Source organism: Microbacterium esteraromaticum (genome assembly GCF_900163815.1).
Classification (GTDB): domain Bacteria; phylum Actinomycetota; class Actinomycetes; order Actinomycetales; family Microbacteriaceae; genus Microbacterium; species Microbacterium esteraromaticum_B.
The window spans coordinates 125410-147077 of the sequence record NZ_FUKO01000019.1 but is presented as its reverse complement, the minus strand read 5'-3'; the positions used below and the strand labels follow the sequence as shown (position 1 = coordinate 147077).

18 protein-coding genes are annotated in these 21668 nt (G+C 67.5%); 11 read left to right on the top strand and 7 right to left on the bottom strand.

Annotated features, from left to right (window positions below):
- Positions 1-1032 (bottom strand): S66 family peptidase, encoded by a 1032-nt coding sequence (locus FM104_RS06130; RefSeq protein ID WP_087130568.1) that lies wholly within the window; start codon positions 1030-1032, stop codon positions 1-3.
- Positions 1033-1196: 164 nt separating this feature from the next.
- Here FM104_RS06130 and FM104_RS06125 point away from each other — a divergent pair, with 164 nt between their 5' ends.
- Entirely contained in the window at positions 1197-3080 is a 1884-nt protein-coding gene (locus FM104_RS06125) for an ABC transporter ATP-binding protein (protein ID WP_087130567.1), read from the top strand.
- A gap of 24 nt (positions 3081-3104) precedes the next feature.
- Here the strand turns inward: FM104_RS06125 and FM104_RS06120 are convergent, their stop codons facing one another.
- The 3 genes from FM104_RS06120 to FM104_RS06110 all read right to left on the bottom strand — a co-directional run bounded on the left by FM104_RS06120 (position 3105) and on the right by FM104_RS06110 (position 6079).
- On the bottom strand, positions 3105-3566 hold the full coding sequence (locus tag FM104_RS06120) for a hemerythrin domain-containing protein (protein ID WP_087130566.1): 462 nt from the start codon (positions 3564-3566) through the stop codon (positions 3105-3107).
- Entirely contained in the window at positions 3566-4009 is a 444-nt protein-coding gene (locus FM104_RS06115; protein WP_087130565.1) for an OsmC family peroxiredoxin, read from the bottom strand. Before FM104_RS06115 ends, FM104_RS06120 begins: the two co-directional genes overlap by 1 nt.
- Before the next feature lie 198 nt (positions 4010-4207).
- On the bottom strand, positions 4208-6079 hold the full coding sequence (locus tag FM104_RS06110; protein ID WP_087130564.1) for a phosphoenolpyruvate carboxykinase (GTP): 1872 nt from the start codon (positions 6077-6079) through the stop codon (positions 4208-4210).
- Between the two features lie 109 nt (positions 6080-6188).
- On the opposite strand from FM104_RS06110, the gene FM104_RS06105 reads away from it, so the two are divergent.
- A complete protein-coding gene (locus FM104_RS06105; protein WP_087130563.1) occupies positions 6189-7631 on the top strand; it encodes a helix-turn-helix domain-containing protein in 1443 nt (480 codons plus the stop codon).
- 197 nt (positions 7632-7828) lie between these two features.
- Here FM104_RS06105 and FM104_RS06100 read toward each other — a convergent pair whose 3' ends face one another.
- Positions 7829-8608: a thioesterase family protein gene (locus FM104_RS06100; RefSeq protein ID WP_256971540.1), complete on the bottom strand. Its 780-nt coding sequence runs from the start codon at positions 8606-8608 to the stop codon at positions 7829-7831.
- A 28-nt stretch (positions 8609-8636) separates the two neighbouring features.
- Entirely contained in the window at positions 8637-10085 is a 1449-nt protein-coding gene (locus FM104_RS06095) for a glyceraldehyde-3-phosphate dehydrogenase (RefSeq protein ID WP_087130561.1), read from the bottom strand.
- Between the two features lie 204 nt (positions 10086-10289).
- Between FM104_RS06095 and FM104_RS06090 the strand changes: the two genes are divergently transcribed.
- Together FM104_RS06090 and FM104_RS06085 are read left to right on the top strand one after the other, a co-directional pair.
- Entirely contained in the window at positions 10290-11708 is a 1419-nt protein-coding gene (locus tag FM104_RS06090; protein WP_087130560.1) for an amidase, read from the top strand.
- Positions 11709-11734: 26 nt separating this feature from the next.
- On the top strand, positions 11735-12385 hold the full coding sequence (locus FM104_RS06085; protein ID WP_087130559.1) for an HAD-IA family hydrolase: 651 nt from the start codon (positions 11735-11737) through the stop codon (positions 12383-12385).
- Positions 12386-12405: 20 nt separating this feature from the next.
- Here the strand turns inward: FM104_RS06085 and FM104_RS06080 are convergent, their stop codons facing one another.
- Positions 12406-12843, bottom strand: a complete 438-nt coding sequence (locus FM104_RS06080; protein ID WP_179206695.1) for an Lrp/AsnC family transcriptional regulator — start codon at positions 12841-12843, stop codon at positions 12406-12408.
- A 153-nt stretch (positions 12844-12996) separates the two neighbouring features.
- On the opposite strand from FM104_RS06080, the gene pdhA reads away from it, so the two are divergent.
- The 7 genes from pdhA (at position 12997) to paaZ (ending at position 21656) form a co-directional block, all read left to right on the top strand.
- On the top strand, positions 12997-14100 hold the full coding sequence (gene pdhA / locus FM104_RS06075; protein WP_087130558.1) for a pyruvate dehydrogenase (acetyl-transferring) E1 component subunit alpha: 1104 nt from the start codon (positions 12997-12999) through the stop codon (positions 14098-14100).
- On the top strand, positions 14097-15143 hold the full coding sequence (locus tag FM104_RS06070; protein WP_087130557.1) for an alpha-ketoacid dehydrogenase subunit beta: 1047 nt from the start codon (positions 14097-14099) through the stop codon (positions 15141-15143). The genes pdhA and FM104_RS06070 overlap by 4 nt, the downstream gene beginning before the upstream one ends.
- Positions 15140-16552 (top strand): dihydrolipoamide acetyltransferase family protein, encoded by a 1413-nt coding sequence (locus tag FM104_RS06065; protein WP_087130556.1) that lies wholly within the window; start codon positions 15140-15142, stop codon positions 16550-16552. Before FM104_RS06070 ends, FM104_RS06065 begins: the two co-directional genes overlap by 4 nt.
- A 101-nt stretch (positions 16553-16653) precedes the next feature.
- A complete protein-coding gene (locus tag FM104_RS06060; protein ID WP_087130555.1) occupies positions 16654-17841 on the top strand; it encodes a thiolase family protein in 1188 nt (395 codons plus the stop codon).
- A 142-nt stretch (positions 17842-17983) separates the two neighbouring features.
- A complete protein-coding gene (locus tag FM104_RS06055) occupies positions 17984-18724 on the top strand; it encodes an enoyl-CoA hydratase/isomerase family protein (RefSeq protein ID WP_087130554.1) in 741 nt (246 codons plus the stop codon).
- Positions 18721-19602 carry a 3-hydroxyacyl-CoA dehydrogenase family protein gene (locus FM104_RS06050; protein WP_087130553.1) on the top strand — a complete coding sequence of 294 codons (882 nt, stop codon included), beginning with the start codon at positions 18721-18723 and terminating at the stop codon, positions 19600-19602. The genes FM104_RS06055 and FM104_RS06050 overlap by 4 nt, the downstream gene beginning before the upstream one ends.
- Positions 19599-21656 carry a phenylacetic acid degradation bifunctional protein PaaZ gene (gene paaZ / locus FM104_RS06045; protein WP_087130552.1) on the top strand — a complete coding sequence of 686 codons (2058 nt, stop codon included), beginning with the start codon at positions 19599-19601 and terminating at the stop codon, positions 21654-21656. Before FM104_RS06050 ends, paaZ begins: the two co-directional genes overlap by 4 nt.
- The last annotated feature ends 12 nt before the right edge of the window (positions 21657-21668 follow it).

Sequence of the window (21668 nt, the reverse complement as noted above, 5' to 3'; positions counted from 1 at the left end):
TCAGTACCTCGCCGTGACCCGCTGGGCAGCGCCGTCAAGGGTCATCTCGCGGCCGTAGGGCACGATCCACTGCGGTCTGGTGTGCCCGAAGGGCGGGCCGACGCAGATGACGGCATCCGGGTTGTAAGCGCCGACCTGCTCGATCACGGCGTCGCGTTGGGCAGCCCGCAGCTCGACCCGCTCGGCGGCGGTCGGCGACACGTCGAAGGAGCTCACCGGTGGGCGCGCGACGAGTACCCCGGCGACGGATGCCAGCAGCCCGCGCTCGCCATAGGCACGCAGCTGCTCGGCGACGACTTCGGCGGATGTCAGCCGCTCGCTCGCCTCCAGCAGCAGGATGCCACCGGCGAGGTCGTCGTTCGACGGCATCCGATCGGCGAGGGCGAGCTGATTGAGCACCTCGAAGCAGCCGCCCCACGTGCGCCCGGTGACCGCGTCTGCCGGGCCGGCCCATGCCCATGGTTCGGTGGGTGTTCTGTCGCCGAACCGCGTGAGTGCGTCCGGACTCTCCCAGCGCTGTCCGAAGTCCTCCGACTCGCCGGGCTCGGTGATCTCTCGCGTGCCGCCTTCGAGCAGCGCCGCCCGCAGCGACAGCAGGTGCTCGTCATCGACGGCTGGGCCCGCACCGAGGTGCACCTGCGTGGAGCCGCCGTAGAAGCCAGCAACGCCGAGCTGCCACAGCCAGTTGAGGATGTTGGTGTTGTCGCTGTAGCCGACGAAGGGCTTCGGGTCGGCGAGCGCGAGCGCCGCGTCGAGATGAGGCACGACGGTGATCTGGTCATCGCCGCCGATCGTCGCAAGAATCGCCCGGATGCTCGGATCGGCGAACGCCGCGTTGACATCAGCGGCCCGGGCTTCGGCGCTCGCATCCAGTAGCCGCGTGGTCGGATACTCGATCGGGATGAGGCCGGTCAGATCGGTGAGTCTGCGCATGGCCTGTTCATGCAGCACCTCCGACACAGCGGGAGCGGCGAAGGCGGGTGAGAGCACCGCGACACGGTCTCCGGCGCGGAGCTTGGGCGGATTCAGCATCCTTCCAACTTATGACCTGGTGACGTTGGATCACTTACGCCACGAAATTGCCCGCGGAAGCTGCGTTCGTGATCCAACGTCGCGCGGCGGAACGACATCGGACAGGCCGCACATAGACGAAGGATCAAGAATAGAGAGGTTCCCCACCCAGAACGAGGTCTTCCATGTCTCGCACGGCGACAGCACGTCGGCGCGGACGCGGTGCGCAGCAGGACGGCCCGCGCGCCACGTTCCGTCAGCTCCTCCCCTTCCTCTTCGAGCACAAGCCGGTACTCGCCCTCGCCGCGGCGCTCAGCATCGTCGGCGCGGCGGCATCGCTCGTGCAGCCGCTGCTGGTCGGGCAGGTGATCGACCGGGTGCAGAAGAACGAGGCCCTCGGGATGCTGGTGTGGCTGCTGGTCGGCTTCGTCATCATCGCCTCGGTGATCTCGGGCTACCAGCACTACCTGCTGCAGCGCACCGGCACCGCGGTGGTGTACTCCAGCCGACGACGCCTGATCGCCCGCATCCTGCACCTTCCCATCAGCGAGTTCGACGCCCGCCGCACCGGCGACCTCGTCTCGCGCGTCGGCACCGACACGACACTGCTCTACGCGGTGCTCACCCAGGGCCTTGCGGATGCCGTCGGCAGCGCGATCCTGTTCCTCGGCGCGCTGATCGCCATGCTGATCATCGACCCGCTGCTGCTGGTGCTGATCGTCATCGTGATCACCGCCTCGGCAGTGGTGGTCGTACTGCTCAGTCGGCATATTCGCACGGCATCCGCCGCGCAGCAGCAGAAGGTGGGAGAGCTGGCATCCGGTGTCGAGCGTGGTATCTCCTCGATCCGCACCGTGCGCGCCTCGGGCGCCACCGAGCGCGAGACCGAAGCGGTCGCCGGACTCGCCTCCGAGGCTTATGGGCTCGGGGTGCGCATCGCGAAGATCTCGTCGATGGTCGTGCCCGTCGCGGGCATCGCGCTGCAGGTATCGCTGCTCGTCGTGCTCGGTGTGGGCGGGTTCCGGGTGGCATCCGGTGCTCTCACCATCGCGGCACTGGTGACATTCATCATGTTCCTGTTCATGCTGGTGATGCCGCTCGGGCAGGCGTTCGGCGCGATCACCTCCGTCAACCAGGCGCTCGGCGCGCTCGGGCGCATCCAGGAAGTGCTCGACCTCCCGACCGAGACCGAGAACGACGAAGCGGATCCTGACGTCACCGCCGCCGCGGTCGTCGGGGCTCCCGCGATCGAATTCCGTGATGTGCGATTCCGCTACCCCGACAACGTCATCGCCGCGCGCGAGGCCGCTGCCAAAGAGGCGCAGAGCCTGCTCGTCGATGCGCGCCTCGAGCATCAGAGCGATGTCGCTCCGGTCGAGGTCGACCGCGATGTGCTGAAAGGCATCTCGTTCAGCGTCCCTCGGGGCGCCCGTGTCGCGCTGGTCGGCCCCAGTGGCGCGGGTAAAAGCACGATCCTCGCGCTCATCGAGCGGTTCTACGACCCGACCGGCGGATCGATCCGCGTCGCCGGCCACGATGTGCGCACTTTTCCGCGCGAACAGCTGCGCGCGCAGTTCGGCTATGTCGAGCAGGATGCGCCCACTCTCGCCGGATCGCTCGCGGAGAACCTGCGGCTCGCTGCCCCTGCGGCGTCGGACGAGGACTGCGAGCGCGTGCTGCGCTCGGTCAACCTCGGCGATGTTCTCGCGCGCAGCCCGCTCGGTCTGGAGGCACCCGTCGGTGAAGATGGTGTGATGCTCTCCGGTGGCGAGCGCCAGCGCCTGGCCATCGCGCGCGCGCTGCTGACCGAGGCGCCGATCCTGCTGCTCGACGAATCGACGTCGTCACTCGATGGCGTCAACGAGCAGCGCATGCGTGCGGCGATCGACGCGGCAGCATCCGATCGCACTCTGCTCGTGATCGCCCACCGGCTATCGACCGTCGTGGACAGCGACGTGATCGTCGTGCTCGAGAACGGCGTCGTCGTCGGCCACGGCACGCACACCGAGCTCGTAGAATCGACGCCGCTCTACCGTGATCTCGCCAGGCACCAGCTGCTCACCAACTGACGCGGGCAGCTCGAGCGACCACTGTCACGCCGTAGCGCTGGCCCATCCATCGGGATATGCCCCGATCGCGATGAACTCGGCGAGCTCTGCACGCACATCGGGCGCCAAGTCGGCATCCGCACGGGGGTAGATGATCGGCTCTTCCTTGCTGTTGTGCGCGTCCAGCAGCGTGAGCAGGTCGCGACACTGCTGTTGAATATCGGTGTCACCGGCGCGTTGTGCTTCGTCGAGACGAGCCTCGGTCTCATCCATGCCGCGCCACAGCTCTCCGTGCTCGCGGAGCATGACGAAGATCGGCATCATCATGGTCGCCTTCAGCGGCGGGAACAGAAACGTCTCCTCGAGATAGATATGCCGCCGCAGCGCGGAGATCGCTTCGCGCAACGGCGTGGCATCGACAGTGTCAGCAAGGAATGCCGCAATGCCCCCATCGATCGCTCGATGCTCTCTGGTGAGAGCATCGGTGATCTGATCGGTATCAGTCATCAGTCCTCGAGCTGGGCGTCGACCGTGATCGTTGCACCGGCGAACAGGCGCGAGACCGGGCACAGCTTCGATGCCTCGTCGATGATCGCATCGAAGGCCGCAGAATCGATGCCGGGCACCTGTGCGCGCACGGTGATCTTCGATGTCGTGATCGTGGGCACGCCGTCTACGGGGTCGAGGGCGACCTCACTGGTGACAGTCAGTCGCTGCGGAGAAACCTTGTGCTCGCCGAGGGTCAGGGCGAGAGCCATCGAGAAGCACGAGGAGTGAGCGGCCGCGAGCAGTTCCTCTGGGCTCGACTTGCCGCCTGGAGCCTCGGTCCGCGATGCCCAGGTGACCTGCTGGTCATCGAGTGCCCCGCTGCTGGTCTCGCCGAGCACTCCGGTGCCGGATGCCAGATCTCCCTGCCAGGTTGTCGTTGCGCTGCGAACTGCAATGCTCATATCGCTCCACCTTCCATCATTTACCCACAGTGAATCCCGTGGAATACCTCCACAGTATCGCGAAAGGAAGAACGAAGACCAGCATCCGCTTCGAAGGAAAACGCGGCGCCGGGATGCGAGAACCACTCAGCCATGGGTTGGCCCTCGCATCCCGCCGCCGCGGGTCTCATCGGCGCGCCAGCGTCAGCGGCGCCAGTCTCAGCGCGCAGCGGAGAGGCGGTAGCGCAGCGCCTCCAGTTCGCTGCGCAGCGCTGGCGGCAGCTTGTCGCCGAAGATGGAGTAGAACTCCTCGGTCGAATCGGCCTCGACCTTCCACGCGTCGACGTCGACGTCGAACAGCTCGTCGAGGTCGGCTTCCGGGATGTCGAGTCCTTCGAGGTTGAGGTCTTCTCGGATCGGCAGACGTCCGATCGGGCTGTCGACGGCGCCGACCTCGCCTGAAACACGACGGATGATCCAGTCGATCACGCGCGAGTTGTCGCCGAAGCCGGGCCACAGGAAACGGCCGTCGTCACCGCGGCGGAACCAGTTCACCTGGAAGATGCGCGGGGCACGGTCGAAGCGCAGCGAGCGACCGACCTTGAGCCAGTGCGCGAAGTAGTCGCCCATGTTGTATCCGCAGAACGGCAGCATCGCGAACGGATCGCGGCGCAGTTCGCCGACCTTGCCCTCAGCAGCCGCTGTGCGCTCGGACGAGATGGTCGAGCCGAGGAACACGCCGTGCGTCCAGTCGGTCGCTTCGACGACGAGCGGCACGTTGCTGGCGCGACGTCCACCGAAGAGGATGACATCGAGCGGCACACCTTCGGGCGCTTCCCAGTCCTCGGAGATCTGCGGGCACTGCGCCGCCGACACGGTGAAGCGCGAGTTCGGGTGGGCGGCCGGGCGGCCGGAATCGGGCGTCCAGTCGTTGCCCTCCCAGTCGATCAGGTTCGCGGGCGGCGTGTCGGTCAGACCCTCCCACCAGACATCCCCGTCGGGGCGAAGCGCGACGTTCGTGAAGATCGTGTTGCCCCACAGCGTCTCGACAGCGGTCACGTTCGTGGACTCACCGGTTCCGGGAGCCACACCGAAGAAGCCGGCCTCAGGGTTCATCGCATACATCCGACCGTCTTCGCCCGGTCGGATCCAGACGATGTCATCGCCGAGCGTTTCCACCGACCAGCCGGGGATCGTCGGGCGGAGCATGGCGAGGTTGGTCTTGCCGCACGCGGAGGGGAATGCCGCCGCGACGTGATGCGACTTGCCCTTCGGGTCGGTCACGCGAATGAGCAGCATGTGCTCGGCGAGCCAGCCCTCATCGCGGGCGATCACCGATGCGATCCGCAGCGCGAAGCACTTCTTGGCGAGGATCGCGTTGCCGCCGTAGCCCGATCCGTACGAGTAGACCTCGAGCGTCTCCGGGAAGTGCACGATGTACTTCTCGTCGTTGCACGGCCACTGAGCATCCGCCTGCCCGGGCTGCAGCGGAGCGCCGACCGAGTGCACGGTCTTGACCCATGGCGCACCCTCGGCGATCTGGCGAGTGACCGCGTCGCCGACGCGGGTCATGATGCTGATGGATGCCACGGCATAGGCGCTGTCGGTGACCTGCACGCCGATATGCGAGAGCGCTCCGCCGACCGGTCCCATCGAGAACGGGATGACGTACATGGTGCGACCGCGCATCGACCCTTCGAAGATCTCGGTCATCTTCTCTCGCATCTCAGCGGGATCGGCCCAGTTGTTCGTGGGGCCGGCATCCTCTTCGCGCTCGGAGGAGATGAAGGTGCGGCCCTCTGTGCGAGCGACATCGCTGGGGTGCGAGCGGGCGAGGTAGGAACCGGGTCGCCATTCCGGGTTCAGCTTGATGATCTTGCCCTCGTCGACGAGTTCGCGCAGCAGTGCATCGTTCTCGGCGCGAGACCCATCGATCCAGTGGATGCGGGCGGGCTGAGTGAGCTTCGCGATGCCGTCGACCCACTCGCGCAGCTCGGTCATGGCAGGAGTGTCATACGCCGGTGCCGTTCCATAGTTCCGTACGGGGGCGACGGAGGGGATGCGGGGTGCGTACGACTCAGCGATTGCCATGGCTGCTCCTTTGAAGAGGGATGCTGTAAATCCATCTTCTGCCATCTTTTGCCGCACTTACCGGACGAGACGGTCGAAAGAAGAATGATTCTTTCGCTATGCTCAAGGAATGTCGACCAGTGGACTTGAACTCAGCACCCTCGGGCATCGCATCCGACACCACCGCACCGCGAAGGGCTTCACGCTCGACGAACTGGGCGCGCTGGTGGGCATCGCCGGATCTCAGCTGAGCCTGATCGAGAACGGCAAGCGCGAGCCCAAGCTGTCGCTGCTGCAGGCGATCGCGGAGGCGTGCAGCACCAATGTCGCTGACCTGATCTCAGGCGAGCCGCCCAACCGGCGCGCAGCGCTGGAGATCGAGCTCGATCGCGCCCAGGCGAGCCCCGTCTTCCGTCAGCTCGGAATCGCACCGGTTCGCGTGTCCAAGGGCATGAACGACGAGACCATCGAGGCGGTGCTCGGCCTGCACCGCGAGCTGCACCGCCGAGAGAGCGAAGCGATCGCGACCCCCGAAGAGGCCCGCCGCGCCAACACCGAGATGCGCCTCACCATGCGCGCGAGGGCGAACTATCTGCCCGAGATCGAAGTGCTGGCCGAGAAGCACCTGAAGGCCGCGGGGCACGTCTCCGGCGCGCTGACGCACCGCACCGTGAGCCTGATGGCCGACAAACTCGGATTCGAGCTCATCTACGCCGACGATCTGCCGCACTCCACGCGCTCGATCACTGATCTTGAGAACGGCCGCATCTACTTGCCGCCCGCGTCGATTCCGGGCGGACACGGCCTGCGTTCGATGGCGCTGCAGGCGATGGCGCATCGCATCCTCGGCCACACGCCACCCACCGATTACGCGAACTTCCTGCAGCAGCGTCTCGAGATCAACTACTTCGCCGCCTGCTGCCTGATCCCGGAGACCGCGGGGGTTGCCTTCCTGCAGCAGGCGAAGAAGGATCGCAACCTCGCTGTCGAGGACTTCCGCGATGCCTTCGGCGTGACGCACGAGGCTGCGGGAATGCGGATGACCAACCTGATGACGCACCACCTCGACATGCGACTGCATTTTCTGCGCGTCGACGAGAAGGGCGCGATCACCCGGGTCTACGAGAACGATGACCTGCCGCTGCCGATGGATGTCACCGGAGCAGTCGAGGGCCAGCCCGCGTGCCGCAAGTTCTCAGCCCGGGCGGCATTCGAGCAGCGCAACCGCACTACCGAGCATTACCAGTACACCGATACCCCGTCGGGCACTTTCTGGTGTGCAACGCAGACCGGTTCGGCGCACGACAGCGGATTCTCCATCACCGTCGGCGTGCCCTTCGATGATGCACGCTGGTGGCGGGGGCGCGAGACCAGCCACCGCGCCCAGTCCAACTGCCCTGACGAGGCGTGCTGCCGTCGAGCATCCGCCACGATCAGCCAGCGCTGGGAGGGACGAGCCTGGCCGAGCGCCCGCGTGCACACGCACATGTTCTCACCGCTCCCCCGCGGGGCGTTCCCCGGCGTCGACGACAGCGAGGTCTATTCCTTCCTCGACCGGCACGCCGGCGAGTAGCCTCTCGCGCGGACGCTTCCGGGACCGAGATGCCCCCGGACCCAGACGTCCCCGCGTCCAGATCAGGCGGATCGGCGAGACCAGGACGGAAACCAGCTGAATCGTCCTGATTCGGCCGATTCTCCTGTTCTGGCGCAGGGGACGGCGGCGGAAACCGACCCGGATGCCCGGATGCCCGGATGCTGAGCTCCGGAGCGTCAGCGCGGGCGGACGGTCAGTGTCTGCGATGAGGTGCCGACCGGGCCCGCCGCGTCGCTGAGCACGGATTCCGTGAGCCCGATCCCGTCGGATCCGAACGACACCGAGGTGTCCAGGCCGAACCAGTCGCCGGCCGGCTCGCGGAAGATGCTCGCCGTCAGATCGATGTTCGGGTACAGCGCCGTCTCCGGCGCCACGCGCGTGGCGATGCCGTTGGCGAAGTCGGTCATGCCCAGCATCCGTGCACGGTGCGAGACGGGCTCGCCCTCCAGCAGCGGATGCTTCGGCCGGATCCAGCAGCGCGAGCGCCCCGTCTCGATGAACTCGCGACGGGCCTCGATGGAACGGATGGCCCCGCCCGGCCAGACATCCATGGGCGCCCACTCCGGCAGCGATTCCCGCTCCGGCATGGGCGGCAGCGTGACGCCCGCCATCGCCGAGGTGTCGTTCTGCGTCAGCATCCAGGCACGCACGGTGAGCGCCGCACGCCCGCCATGGCTGAGCGTCGCTTCGACGAGCTCGATCGTGCGCCCCGCGCGGATCACGCGCGGGGCCGCGACCTCGAACTCGTCCATCGGGATGACGCCGAGGATGTCGTAGCTCGCCCGAGCGAGCACCAGCGGCGCCTCCGGGCGGCGGGCATGGTGCTCGGCTTCGATCACATGCGCCAGCAGCCCGAGCACGGGCGCGACGTGCTGCTCGTCGGGGTTCCACGCCCCACCGACATGCTCGGTGGGTGCGAATGCGGTTTCAGAGAGGCGGTGAAAATAGCTCGTCACGGCTTCATCCTCTCGCATCCGATCCGGCTCAGCTCTCGAGCGTCACCTCACGGCGCACCGGCAGCACCACCGGGTGCGCGCCGGCCATGACCTCCAGCACCCGCACCACCTGGCAGGAGTAGCCGTATTCGTTGTCGTACCAGACGTAGAGCACGACATCGCGGTCGTTCGCGATCGTCGCGAGTCCGTCGACGATGCCCGCCCGGTGCGAGCCGACGAAGTCCGTCGAAACGACCTCGGGAGACTCGATGTAGTCGATCTGCTGGCGCAGCTTCGAGTGCAGCGACACGCGACGCAGGTAATCGTTGAGCTGATCCTTCGTGGCCCGGTTCTCCAGGCTCAGGTGCAGGACGGCGAGCGAGACGTCGGGGGTGGGCACGCGGATAGCGGATCCGGTGAGCTTGCCGGCAAGCTCCGGCAGCGCCCGTGCGACGGCCTTCGCGGCGCCCGTCTCGGCGATGACCATGTTCAGCACCGCGGAACGGCCACGACGGTCGCCCTTGTGGAAGTTGTCGATCAGGTTCTGGTCGTTCGTGAACGAGTGCACCGTCTCGACATGCCCGCGGACGATGCCGTAGGCCTCGTCGATCGCCTTGAGTACCGGGGTGATCGCGTTCGTGGTGCAGGATGCTGCCGACACGATGCGGTCGTCGTCTTCGATGGTGCAGTCATTGATGCCGTGCACGATGTTCTTCAGCTCGCCCTTGCCAGGGGCGGTGAGCAGCACCCGGGCGGCGCCCTTCGCCTCGAGGTGGCGGCTGAGGCCTTCCTCGTCGCGCCAGCGACCCGTGTTGTCGACGATGATCGCGTCGTGGATTCCGTAGGCCGTGTAGTCGACGGTCGCGGGGTCATCGGAGTAGATGACCTGGATGCGGGTGCCGTTCGCGATGATCTGCGAGTTCTCCTCATCGACGTCGACTGTGCCGGCGAATCGGCCGTGCACGGAGTCGCGAAGCAGCAGCGAGGCCCGCTTGACGAGGTCGTTCTCCGCTCCGCGGCGCACCACGATCGCGCGCAGGCGCAGCCCGCTGCCGCCGCCGGTGTGGGCGATGATGATGCGGGCGAGGAGGCGCCCGATGCGGCCGAACCCGTACAGCACGATGTCGACGGGCGCGGCGAGTTCCGCGCCGATGGCGGGGGCCAGTACTTCGCGCAGGTATTCGGTGAGATCCGCACCGCTGGCGGCGTGGCCCTCGACGAGACGCGCGACATCCAGCGACGACGCCCCGGGTCCGATCTCGCGCAGCGCCTCGAGCACGGCGAGCGTGTCGGTGAGCGAAAGCTGGCCGTGACCGAGCTGAGCCACCCGCTCATGCACTTCGAGGATGCCGGTGGTCGACAGACCGAGCAGTCGATGCCCGTGCAGCGACGTCACGACGTCGCTGTTTCTGTTCAGGCTGCCGATGAGCGGGATCATCCGCTCTGCGAGCTCTTCTTTGGTCTGCCAGTCGTCGCGGTGCATCGCGATATCGTCCATGTGCGTCCTTGCATGGGTGATGAAGCGCCGGTGGGGTCACGGCGCGCGTGTGTCAGGGCTGATCTGCCCGCTTCCAGCGTAGGCGGCGTATGGCTCGGCCCCTGGCCAACCCACGGGGCAAGATTGGAAGATGCGACCGCCCCGTTAAGAATTGCGATTCGGATGCCGCGACAGCGCAGAAGTTCGGCGGTCTAGGCTCGTCCCATGGCGCAATTGCATGACCTCACCGCGATCCAACAGCGTGACGCGCTGCGCTCCGGCGAGGTGAGTCCGCTGCATTTGACCGCCCACTATCTCGCGCGCATCGCTCGACTGGATGGACAGATCGGTTCGTTCGTCGAGATCACCGCGGATGCGGCGATGGCCCGCGCGGAGCGCTTGACGATCGAGGCGACGAGCGAGACGCGGAACGGGCAGCTATGGGGGATGCCGTTCGCCGACAAGGACCTCGTGACGCGGGCCGGAGTGCCCACCCGGTACGGCTCGCAGCTGCACCGCGATTTCGTCCCCGACACCACTGCTGACCAGGCCGCCGTGCTGGATGAGGCAGGCGGCATCAGCCTCGGCAAGACCGCGACCCCGGAGTTCGGACTCACCGGGTACACCGAGACGCTGATCGGACCGCCGACCCGCGATCCGTGGCACTCGGCGAACGGCGCGGGTGGATCCAGTGGTGGCGCTGCCGCTGCCGTTGCCGCCGGGCTGCTGCCGCTGGCACCTGCGTCGGATGGCGGCGGCTCGATCCGCATCCCGGCCGCGACAGTCGGCGTCGTGGGCATCAAGCCGTCTCGCGGGCGGATTCCGTTCGCGACCGGGTTGGAGTCCCCCGCGGGGCTCTCCGTCTCCGGCCCCATTGCGCGAACCGTCGAAGATGCCGCGATGCTGCTGGACGTGCAGATCGCCGGTCGCCCCTATCCGTACGCCACACGCGCAATGGGCGAGGGTCCGTTCCTGGATGCTGCCGGCCGGCCACCGGCATCCGCTCACATCGGTGTCACCACCGTCTCGCCGTGGGACGACGCGGATGACATCCGACTGGATTCCGACGCGGCTCGCGCCGTCGATATCGCTGCCACGCTGCTCGCCGAGGCCGGATACGGCGTCGACCAGTTCGCCTGGCGTCCACGCGGATATCCCGAGATGTTCACGACTCTGTGGCGCACCAGCGCGGCGCGGATGAACCTGTCGGATGCCGAGCTCGAGCTCGTCGCGCCGATCACCGCCTGGCTGGTGCGCGAAGGGCGGACGCTCAGCGGCGCGCAGGTGCTGGATGCCCTCACGGCCGCTTCCGCGTTCGAGCGCGCGACGATCACTGCGTTCGCGCCGTTCGATGCCGTACTCACCCCCGCGCTCGCGCTGCCTCCGCGACCGATCGGCTGGTTCGACCAGGCCGATGCGGCACGGAACTTCTCGCAGCAGGTGCAGTATGCGCCCTACAGCAGCTTCGTCAACGTCGCAGGGCTTCCCGCGATCGTGCTGCCTGTGACGACCGATGACGCCGGCCATCCCGTGAGCGTGCAGCTCATCGGCCGTCCCGGTGGTGAAGCCGCGATCATCGCGGTCGCCGCCCAGCTGGAGCGGCTCGCCATGCGGATGCCGAAGCCGCCGCTCTGGAATCGGTGAGCACGCCCAGAAGCTAGCCTGAGGTCATGACGCACACGATTCACGCCCGCGCCGTTCTGCTCGACATGGACGGCACGCTCGTCGACTCGACAGCAGTCGTGGAGCGACTGTGGCTGCAGTGGGCGGCGCCGCACGGCATCGACGCCGCGCGCGTGATGGAGGTCGTGCACGGCCGGCAGGGGCATCAGAGCATGGCGATCATGCTGCCCGAGCGCGATCACGCCGTGAATCTCGTCGAGAACCAGGAGATGCTCGCGCGCGAGACGGACGATGTCGACGGCGTCGTCGCGATCGGCGGGGCGCAGGAGCTGCTGGCGGCACTGGCGCAGCATCCGCACGCCATCGTGACCTCCGCCGATGTCGCGCTGATGACCGCGCGAATGGATGCCGCCGGGCTCGCCGTTCCACAGCTCGCGATCACCGCCGAGAGCGTCACGGCGTCGAAGCCGCACCCGGAGGGCTTTCTGAAAGCTGCCTTCCTTCTCGGCATCGACCCGGCCGACTGCGTCGTGTTCGAAGACTCACCCGCCGGCATCCAGGCCGGGCTCGCCGCAGGCATGACCGTGATCGGCGTCGGCAGGCTCGCAGCGGAGAACGACCCGACGTATGCGGTCGATGATCTGACCGGAATCACGATCACCGCGCGCGCAGACGGCTTCGGGCTGACGATCGCCTGACCAGAGCCGCTCGAGCCCACTCAGTCGCGGGTGAAGTCCTCGAAGATCAGCGTGGTGCGCGTCGAGCGGATCGACGGGATCGCCTGAATATCCTCCAGCACGATCCGACGCAGGTCGCGGGCGTCGCTGGCGCGCACGAGCAGAATGACGTCGAAGTCGCCGCCGACGAGCGCCATGTGCTCGACTTCGGGAATGGCCCGCAGCCGCGCCTGCACGTCCTGCCAAGTGGCCTGCTCGATCGCGAGCATGACGTAGGCAGAAGCGTGGTGGCCGAGCTGCACCGGGTCGGTGCGCACCGTGTATCCGGTGATGACGCCCTGGTCGGTGAGTCGTTTGATCCGCGCATGGGCTCCGGCTCGCGAGATGTGCACGGCTTCGGCGATCGCCGTCATCGATGCGCGCGCATCGCGGCGAAGCTCGGCGAGGATCGCGTGATCCGTCGCATCCATCTCACTCATGGCACCCCTTCGTTCCGTCAACGAATCATGACACTTTGGTGCTTGAAACCGCAATACTGAAACAATCGTTCAGACTAGAGGTGGCCTGCTTGAACGATTGACGCACTCCGGGGCATGCTGGAAAGCATCAGTTCGGCAAGGAGGGCGAACCCGATGCAACAAGATGACCTGCTTCCCCGCGATGTCCCGGTGCGTCTCATCGACGAGGACGGCACGGCGGTCGAAGACACTCAGTACCAGATGCCGGATGCCGACCATCTGCTCGCGGCATACCGCGGCCTGGTCGAGGGCCGACGCATCAACGACCAGGCCAACGCGCTCGTACGCCAAGGCCGTCTCGCTGTTTACCCCTCTTCGCATGGGCAAGAGGCCTGCCAGATCGGCGCGTCACTCGTGCTCGGCGAACACGACTGGCTCTTCCCGACGTACCGCGACTCGGTCGCCGTGATCGCGCGCGGTGTGACACCGGCGGACGCCATGGTGCTACTCAAGGGCGATTGGCACTCCGGCTACGATCCGGCCGAGCATCGCGTCGCCCCGCAGGCGACACCGCTGGCGACGCAGCTGCTGCACGCGGTCGGCTTCGCATACGCCGCCAAACGTCGCGGCGAAGACACAGTGGTGATGGCCATGTGCGGCGACGGATCGACCAGCGAGGGCGACTTCCACGAAGCGCTGAACTTCGCGGCGGTCTTCCACGTGCCGGTGGTCTTCTTCATCCAGAACAACGAATTCGCGATCTCGGTGCCGCTCTCTCGCCAGACCGCCGCACCCTCGTTGGCGCACAAGGCGATCGGCTATGGCATGCCTGGGCAGCGCGTCGACGGCAATGACGTCGCCGCTGTGCTGGCAGTACTCGGCGACGCCGTCGAGCGAGCGCGATCCGGCGGCGGCCCCGCGCTCATCGAGGCGCACACGTACCGCATGCAGGCGCACACCAACGCCGATGACGACACCCGCTACCGCGAGCGCGACGAGGTGCAGGCGTGGGTCGCTCGCGATCCGCTCGCTCGACTGCGGGCCCTCCTTCGTGCGCAGGGCGTGCTCGATGACGCCGCAGAAGAGCAGCTCGCCGCAGGCGCGGAAGAGATCGCCGCCGCCATGCGGGTGGCGCTGAACACGGATTCGACACTTGATCCGGAAGACCTCTTCCGCTTCGTCACCGCCGACCGTTCGCCGCAGTTGGAGGAGCAGTGGCAGCTGCTTCGCGGGGAGATCGATCGCACCGCCCTCGCCGAGTCAGGAGGCACTCGATGACCATCGCACACGACGACGTCCGTCTCGACACCGAGCCCGCCCCCGTCACTCAGGCGATGACGATGGCGGGGGCGCTCAACCGTGCGCTCGCCGATGCGCTTCAGGCAGACCCCGAGGTCGTCATCTTCGGCGAGGACGTCGGAGCACTCGGCGGCGTGTTCCGCATCACTGACGGGCTCACCGAGCGCTTCGGTGAGGATCGCTGCTTTGACACGCCTCTGGCGGAATCGGGGATCGTCGGCACTGCCATCGGCATGGCCATGAACGGCATGCGCCCGGTGGTCGAGATGCAGTTCGATGCCTTCGCTCTGCCCGCATTCGAACAGGTCGTCAGTCACGTCGCGAAGTTCGGCAATCGGACCCGGGGCGCGATGCGGATGCCACTGGTCATCCGCATCCCCTTCGCCGGGGGCATCGGCGGAGTGGAGCACCATTGCGACTCTTCCGAGGCCTACTACGCGCACACCCCCGGGCTCACGGTCGTCGCACCCGCGACACCGCAGGACGCCTATTCGATGCTGCGGGCGGCGATCTCCTCACCCGACCCGGTCGTCTTCCTCGAACCGAAGAAGCTGTACTGGTCGAAGGGCGAGGTCGACACGTCGATCACCGCAGACCTCGGCACGGCGCGCATCGCCCGAGAGGGCACCGACGTCACCGTGATCGCCTATGCCGCGATGGTGCCGGTCGCACTCGAGGCGGCGGAGATCGCCGCCGCTGAGGGACGCAGCGTGCAGGTCATCGATGTGCGCTCGCTCGCGCCGTTCGACGATGCGACGGTGACCGCGGCCGTGCGATCCACCGGGCGCGCAGTGGTCGTCGCCGAGGCGCCGGGCTACGTCAGTGTCGCCAGCGAGATCCAGGCCCGCGTGTTCGAGCGGTGCTTCGAATACCTCGAGGCTCCGGTTCGACGCGTGACGGGATTCGACACCCCGTTCGCACCCCCGAAGCTCGAGCACTGGTATCTGCCGGATGCCGACCGCGTGCTGGATGCCATCGATTCGCTGCACTGGGATGATGACGTGGAACAGGATGCGCGATGACGACCGCAACAGCTCAGCAATTCCGGCTGCCCGACCTCGGTGAAGGGCTGACCGAGGCCGGCCTGGTGCAGTGGCTGGTGCAGGTCGGCGACACGATCGCGACCGATCAGGCGATCGCCGAGGTCGAGACCGCGAAGAGCGTGGTCGAACTGCCGTCGCCCTTCGCGGGCGTCGTGACGGCGCTGCACGGCGAGCCAGGCGAGACGATCGCCGTGGGCGCCGTGGTGCTGGAGGTGTCGGCGAACGACGCTGCCCCCTCGCATACGGCCACCCCCTCGCAGGCGGAGAAGGAAGCGTACCGGGCCGAGGAGCGCGCAGGCTCCGGCAATGTGCTGATCGGCTACGGAACATCAGAGCGCGCCGGATCCGGTCGCCGCCGCCCCCGCGCAGCCTCCCCCGCATCCCCGCCGAGTGCACCGGATGCCGTCGAGCGCACCGCTTCCGCACGCAGCCAAGCCGTGCACTCGACGACAAGCGGGGCACTCGACGACAGCTCAGCGCGGCGCCCGGTCGCCGTCAGGTCGCCGCTCGTGCGGCGGCTTGCACGGGAGCTTGGGGTCGATGTGCAGACGGTCACGGGGAGCGGGGCAGACGGGGCGATCACACGGGGTGATGTGCTGCGCGCGGCCGTCGACCACGCGGTCGATGGAGCGGCGACACCGACGGCATCCGATCAGCCGGCATCCGCCGTGAGCAGCACCGAGATCGATGGTCTCGCCGTGCGTTGCCGCGAGAAGTTGAGCCCGCTGCGCAAGGCCGTGAGTGCAAAGCTCTCGCGCAGCCGCGCCGAGATCCCCGAGGCGACCGTCTGGGTCGATGTCGATGCCACTCGCCTGTGGGATGCCCGCGCAGAAATGGCATCCGATGGCGAGAAGGCACCGTCGCTGACAGCGCTCGTCGCGCGCTTCGCCGTCATCGCGCTCGGCGACTTCCCGCTGCTGGCATCGCGTCTGAGCGACGACGCCAGCGAGCTCATCTCGTTCGATGGCGTCAACCTCGGCGTCGCCGCCGATACGGAACGCGGTCTGCTCGTGCCGGTGATCCCGAACGCTCACACGCTCTCGGTCGCCGAGTTCGACCGCTCGCTGCGCGATCTCGCCGAGACCGCCCGATCCGGCACGATGCCACCCGAGCGCCTGCGCGGATCGACGTTCACGCTGAACAACTACGGCGGGTTCGGCGTCGACGGCTCGGCAGCGATCATCAACCACCCGGACGTCGCGATCCTCGGCATCGGCCGCATGATGGAGCGCCCCTGGGTCGTCGACGGCGAGATCGTCGCCCGACGCATCGCGCAACTGTCGCTCGTGTTCGATCACCGCGTGTGCGACGGTGGCTACGCAGCCGGATTCCTGCGTCGCGTGGTCGAGCTGATCGAGCATCCGCTGCGCGCCTATGGGCGGATCTGATGCCCCACCCCCGTCTATTTGGCGCAAAGTACCGAAAAACGAACCGAATACCGAGGTTTTCCGCCAAATAGACGGAAGAGCCGGATGGCAGAGGGAGAGAGATGACAGACGCGTATCTTGTCGGAGGCGTGCGTACGGCAGTCGGACGCTACGGCGGCGCACTCGCCGGCGTGCGACCCGACGACCTGGCCGCGCTCGTCGTGCGCGCCGCGGTGGAGCGGGCCGGAGTGCCGGATGCGGCGATCGAAGAGGTCATCCTCGGCGCCGCCAATCAGGCCGGCGAAGACAACCGCAACGTCGCACGGATGGCTGTGCTGCTTTCCGGACTGCCCGACGACGTTCCCGGCATCACCGTGAACCGATTGTGCGCCTCAGGAATGTCGGCGATCGCGATGGCCGCGCAGGCGATCCGCGCCGGGGATGCCGACCTGATGGTCGCCGGCGGTGTGGAGTCGATGACCCGAGCCCCCTGGGTGCAGGCGAAGCCCGAGCGCGCGTGGGCGAAACCCGGCGCCGCTTTCGACACGTCGATCGGGTGGCGGTTCGCGAACCCGAAGCTGCTGGCCCGAGACAAGGCCACCTTCTCGATGCCCGAGACGGCCGAAGAGGTCGCCCGGCAAGACGGCATCAGCCGTGAGGATGCCGATGCGTTCGCCTTCGCCAGCCAGCAGCGTGCCGCCGCCGCGGTGGATGCCGGTCACTTCGCCGACGAGATCGTGGCCGTGCCCACCCGCGCGGGCGACTTCACCGTCGACGAAGGCCCTCGCCGCGACACCTCGATGGAAGCCCTCGCCGCGCTGCGCCCAGTCGTCGCGGGTGGCACTGTCGTGACTGCCGGCAACTCCAGCACGCTGAACGATGGCGCATCCGCCGTGGTCGTCGCCAGTGGCGAAGCCGTGCGCAAGTACGGGCTCGTGCCCCGGGCGCGCATCGTCACCTCGGCATCGGCCGCCCTCGCCCCAGAGATCATGGGGCTCGGACCGGTGCCGGCGACCGAGCGTGCGCTGCAACGCGCGGGGCTGGACATCTCCGCACTCGGTGCAGTGGAGCTCAACGAGGCATTCGCGACGCAGTCGCTGGCGTCGATGCGCCGGCTCGGCCTCGACCCCGAGATCGTCAACCGTGACGGTGGGGCGATCGCCCTCGGCCATCCCCTCGGCTCGAGCGGATGCCGCATCGTCGTCACACTCATGGGACGCATGGAGCGGGAGAATGCCGAGCGTGGTCTCGCCACCATGTGCGTGGGCATCGGCCAGGGAACGGCGATGATTCTGGAGCGCGTGTCATGAGCGCCTCTACCCGCGGTGTGATCGCCGTCTCACCCGCAGCCACGCCCTTCCGGTCGCAAATTCTCCCGTTGAAGCGAGCACCCAGCGGGCGGATTTGCGACCGGAACAGCGCGATGCGCCACCCTCCAAAGGCGGTGCGCCGATGACAGCTCCCCTGCTGGTCGAACACCAAGCCGATCGGGTCGTCGCCACGCTCAACCGCCCTGACAAGCGCAACGCGATTGATCAGGAGATGATCGACGCCTTGCATGCGCTATGCGCCGACCTCGAAGCCGATCCCCGCATCCTGATCCTCACCGGCAGCGAGAGCGTCTTCGCCGCCGGCGCCGACATTGCACAGCTGCGTGAGCGCCGTGCCGAAGACGCCCGCAAGGCCATCAACGCGATGGCCTTCATCCGCATCAACGAGCTGCCGATGCCGGTGATCGCCGCCGTCAGCGGCTACGCGCTCGGCGGCGGTGCCGAGCTCGCATTCGCCGCCGACATCCGCATCGCCACCCCGAGCCTGAAGATCGGCAACCCCGAGACGGGTCTGGGCATCATGGCCGCAGCCGGCGCCACCTGGCGGCTGCCCGAGATCGTCGGGCATGCGCTGGCCAGCGAACTGCTGCTCACCGGACGCGTACTCGACGCTGATCAGGCTCTCGCTGCTGGCATCGTCTCGAACATCGTTCCGGTGCAGGATCTGCTGACCGCTGCGCACGCCATCGCCGACCGCATCGCGGCGAATGATCCACTCGCCACCCAGCACACCAAACGCGCACTGCGCGCGCCCCGGCACGAGCATCCCGAGATCGAGCGCGAGCTGCAGGCCGAGCTGTTCGAGAGCGACGAGAAGATGAGACGCATGACCGAGTTCCTCGAGAGGAAGTCCCGCCGATGAGCGCCCCGACGAGCACAGCCAGCGGCGCACCGGCCACAGTCGGTGTCCTCGGCGGCGGCCGGATGGGGGCGGGCATCGCACACGCATTCCTGCTGTCCGGGTCGCACGTGACCGTTGTCGAACGCGATGCGGACAGTGCGGATGCTGCAGCACGGCGCATCGGCGACAGCATCCGCCGGTCGGCCGAACGCGACCCCGACGTTTCTGCCGATGAACTCGCCTCGCGCCTGCGTCTCGACACCGATCCGGCGGCGTTCGCCGGTATCGAGTTGGTGATCGAGGCGGTGCCCGAAGATCGCGCTCTGAAGGAAGAAGCGCTTGCCCGGGTCGAGTCCGCCGTCGACGATGGCGCCGTGCTGGCGACCAACACCTCATCGATCTCGATCGATGCGCTCGCCACGCACCGCCGCGCACCCGGCCGCTTCATCGGCCTGCACTTTTTCAACCCGGTGCCGTCATCGGCTCTGGTCGAGATCGTGCAGGGCACGGCCACAGACCCGAGTGTCGTCGACGCGGCGCGGGGCTGGGTCGACGCCCTCGGCAAGACGCCGATCGTCGTCAGCGACTCCCCCGGGTTCGCGTCGTCGCGGCTCGGTGTGATGCTCGGGCTCGAGGCGATTCGGATGCTGGAAGACGGCGTCGCCACGGCAGCCGACATCGACATGGCGATGACACTCGGATATCGGCATCCGATGGGCCCGCTGCGCACGACCGATATCGTCGGGCTCGATGTGCGGCTCGGCATCGCCGAAGAACTCGCCGCTGAACTCGGCGAGCGCTTCGAGCCGCCGGCGCTGCTGCGACGGATGGTCGCTGATGGCCTGCTCGGGCGCAAGAGCGGCGAAGGATTTTACGTGTGGAATGAGGAGGAACGATGACTGAGATTCTGCCCAGCTACGTCAACGGCGACTGGTGGACCCCTGAAGCGGGAGTGAGCGGCACCGAGGTGCGCGATGCGTCGACCGGCGAGGTCGTCGCATCTGTCAGCACCGAAGGCCTCGACCTGGAAGCCGCCCTCGACTACGCGCGCACCGTCGGCCAGGCGAGTCTGGGTGCTCTGACGTTCCACCAGCGTGCACTGTTGCTGAAGCAGTTCGCTCTCGCGCTCACCGAGCGCAAGGACGAGCTCTACGCGGTCTCCGCGGCCGCTGGCGCGACGAAGACCGATTCTTGGGTCGACATCGACGGCGGCATCGGCGTGCTCTTCGCCTACTCGGGCAAGGGCCGCCGTGAGCTGCCCAACAGTCATGTCTACGTCGACGGACCAGTGGAACCGCTGTCGAAGGACGGCTCTTTCCTCGGCCGCCACGTGTTCACGACCCTGCCGGGCGTCGCGGTGCAGATCAACGCCTTCAACTTCCCGGTGTGGGGCTCGCTCGAGAAGCTCGCGCCGGCCTTCCTCGCCGGCATGCCCACGCTGGTGAAGCCGGCGACGCCGACCGGCTACCTCGCCGAGGTGATGGTGCGGATACTCGTGGAATCCGGGCTGCTCCCCGAAGGCTCCCTGCAGCTGGTCAGCGGCAGCGTCCCGACGCTGTTCGACCACCTGCGACTCGGAGACATCGTCGGATTCACCGGGAGTGCCTCGACGGCCGAGAGTCTGCGCAGCCACCCTGCGGTGCAGACCGGCGGCGTGCGCTTCACCGCTGAGACCGACTCGATCAATGCCTCCGTCCTCGGCTCGGATGCTGTCGCCGGCACCCCCGAATTCGACGCCTACGTGCGTCAGCTCGTCACCGAGATGACGACGAAGGCCGGGCAGAAGTGCACGGCGATCCGTCGTGCGGTGGTGCCGACAGCATCCGCCGACGCCGTCATCGACGCGGTCCGTGCCCGCCTCGAAAGCAAGACCGTGATCGGCGACCCGCGCGCCGAGGGCGTCACCATGGGTCCGCTCGCCTCCATCGCTCAGCGCGACGAGGTGCGCCGTCAGGTGCAGGCGCTCGTCGACGGCGGTGGGCAGATGGTGATCGGGTCGACCGATGCACCGGAGGTACGTCTCGCCGACGGCACCACCAGCGTTGCATCTGACGGGGCCTTCGTCTCGCCCGTCCTCCTGCGTTTCGATGACGCGCAGGCCGAGGCCGTGCACACAGTGGAGGCCTTTGGCCCGGTCTCGTCGCTGATCACCTACGACACGATCGCCGAGGCAGCCGATATCGTCGCGCGCGGCGGCGGATCACTCGTCACCAGCATCGCGACGCACGACCCCGCCGAAGCGGTCGCGCTCGCCAGTCGCATCGCCCCGTTCAACGGTCGGATGCTGCTGCTCGATCGTGACGATGCCCGCTCGTCGACCGGTCACGGCTCGCCGATGCCCGGCCTCGTGCACGGCGGTCCAGGTCGCGCCGGCGGTGGGGAAGAGCTCGGCGGCATCCGCGCCGTGCTGCATCACATGCAGCGCACCGCACTGCAGGGCTCGCCCGAGATGCTGACAGCGTTGACCGGAATCTGGCACGCCGGCGCGTCGACGAACTCCGATGATCAGCATCCGTTCCGCAAGTCGCTGTCCGAGCTGCGAATCGGCGACCAGCTGGCTTCGGCGACCCGCGAAGTGACGCTGGACGACATCGAGACGTTTGCGCAATTCACCGGCGACACTTTTTACGCGCATATGGATGAGGATGCTGCCGCAGCGAACCCGTTCTTCCCCGGACGAGTCGCGCACGGCTACCTGCTCGTGTCGTGGGCGGCGGGGCTGTTCGTCGATCCGGAGCCTGGCCCCGTGCTCGCGAACTACGGGCTCGAGAACCTGCGGTTCATCACGCCCGTGTCGCCCGGCGACAGCATCCGCGTCGATCTCACTGCGAAGCAGATCACGCCGCGCGAGACCGATGAATACGGCGAAGTGCGGTGGGATGCCGTGATTCACAACCAGAACGATGAGATCGTGGCGACGTACGACGTGCTCACCCTGGTGTCGAAGGAGTAGGCCGCCGAGGTC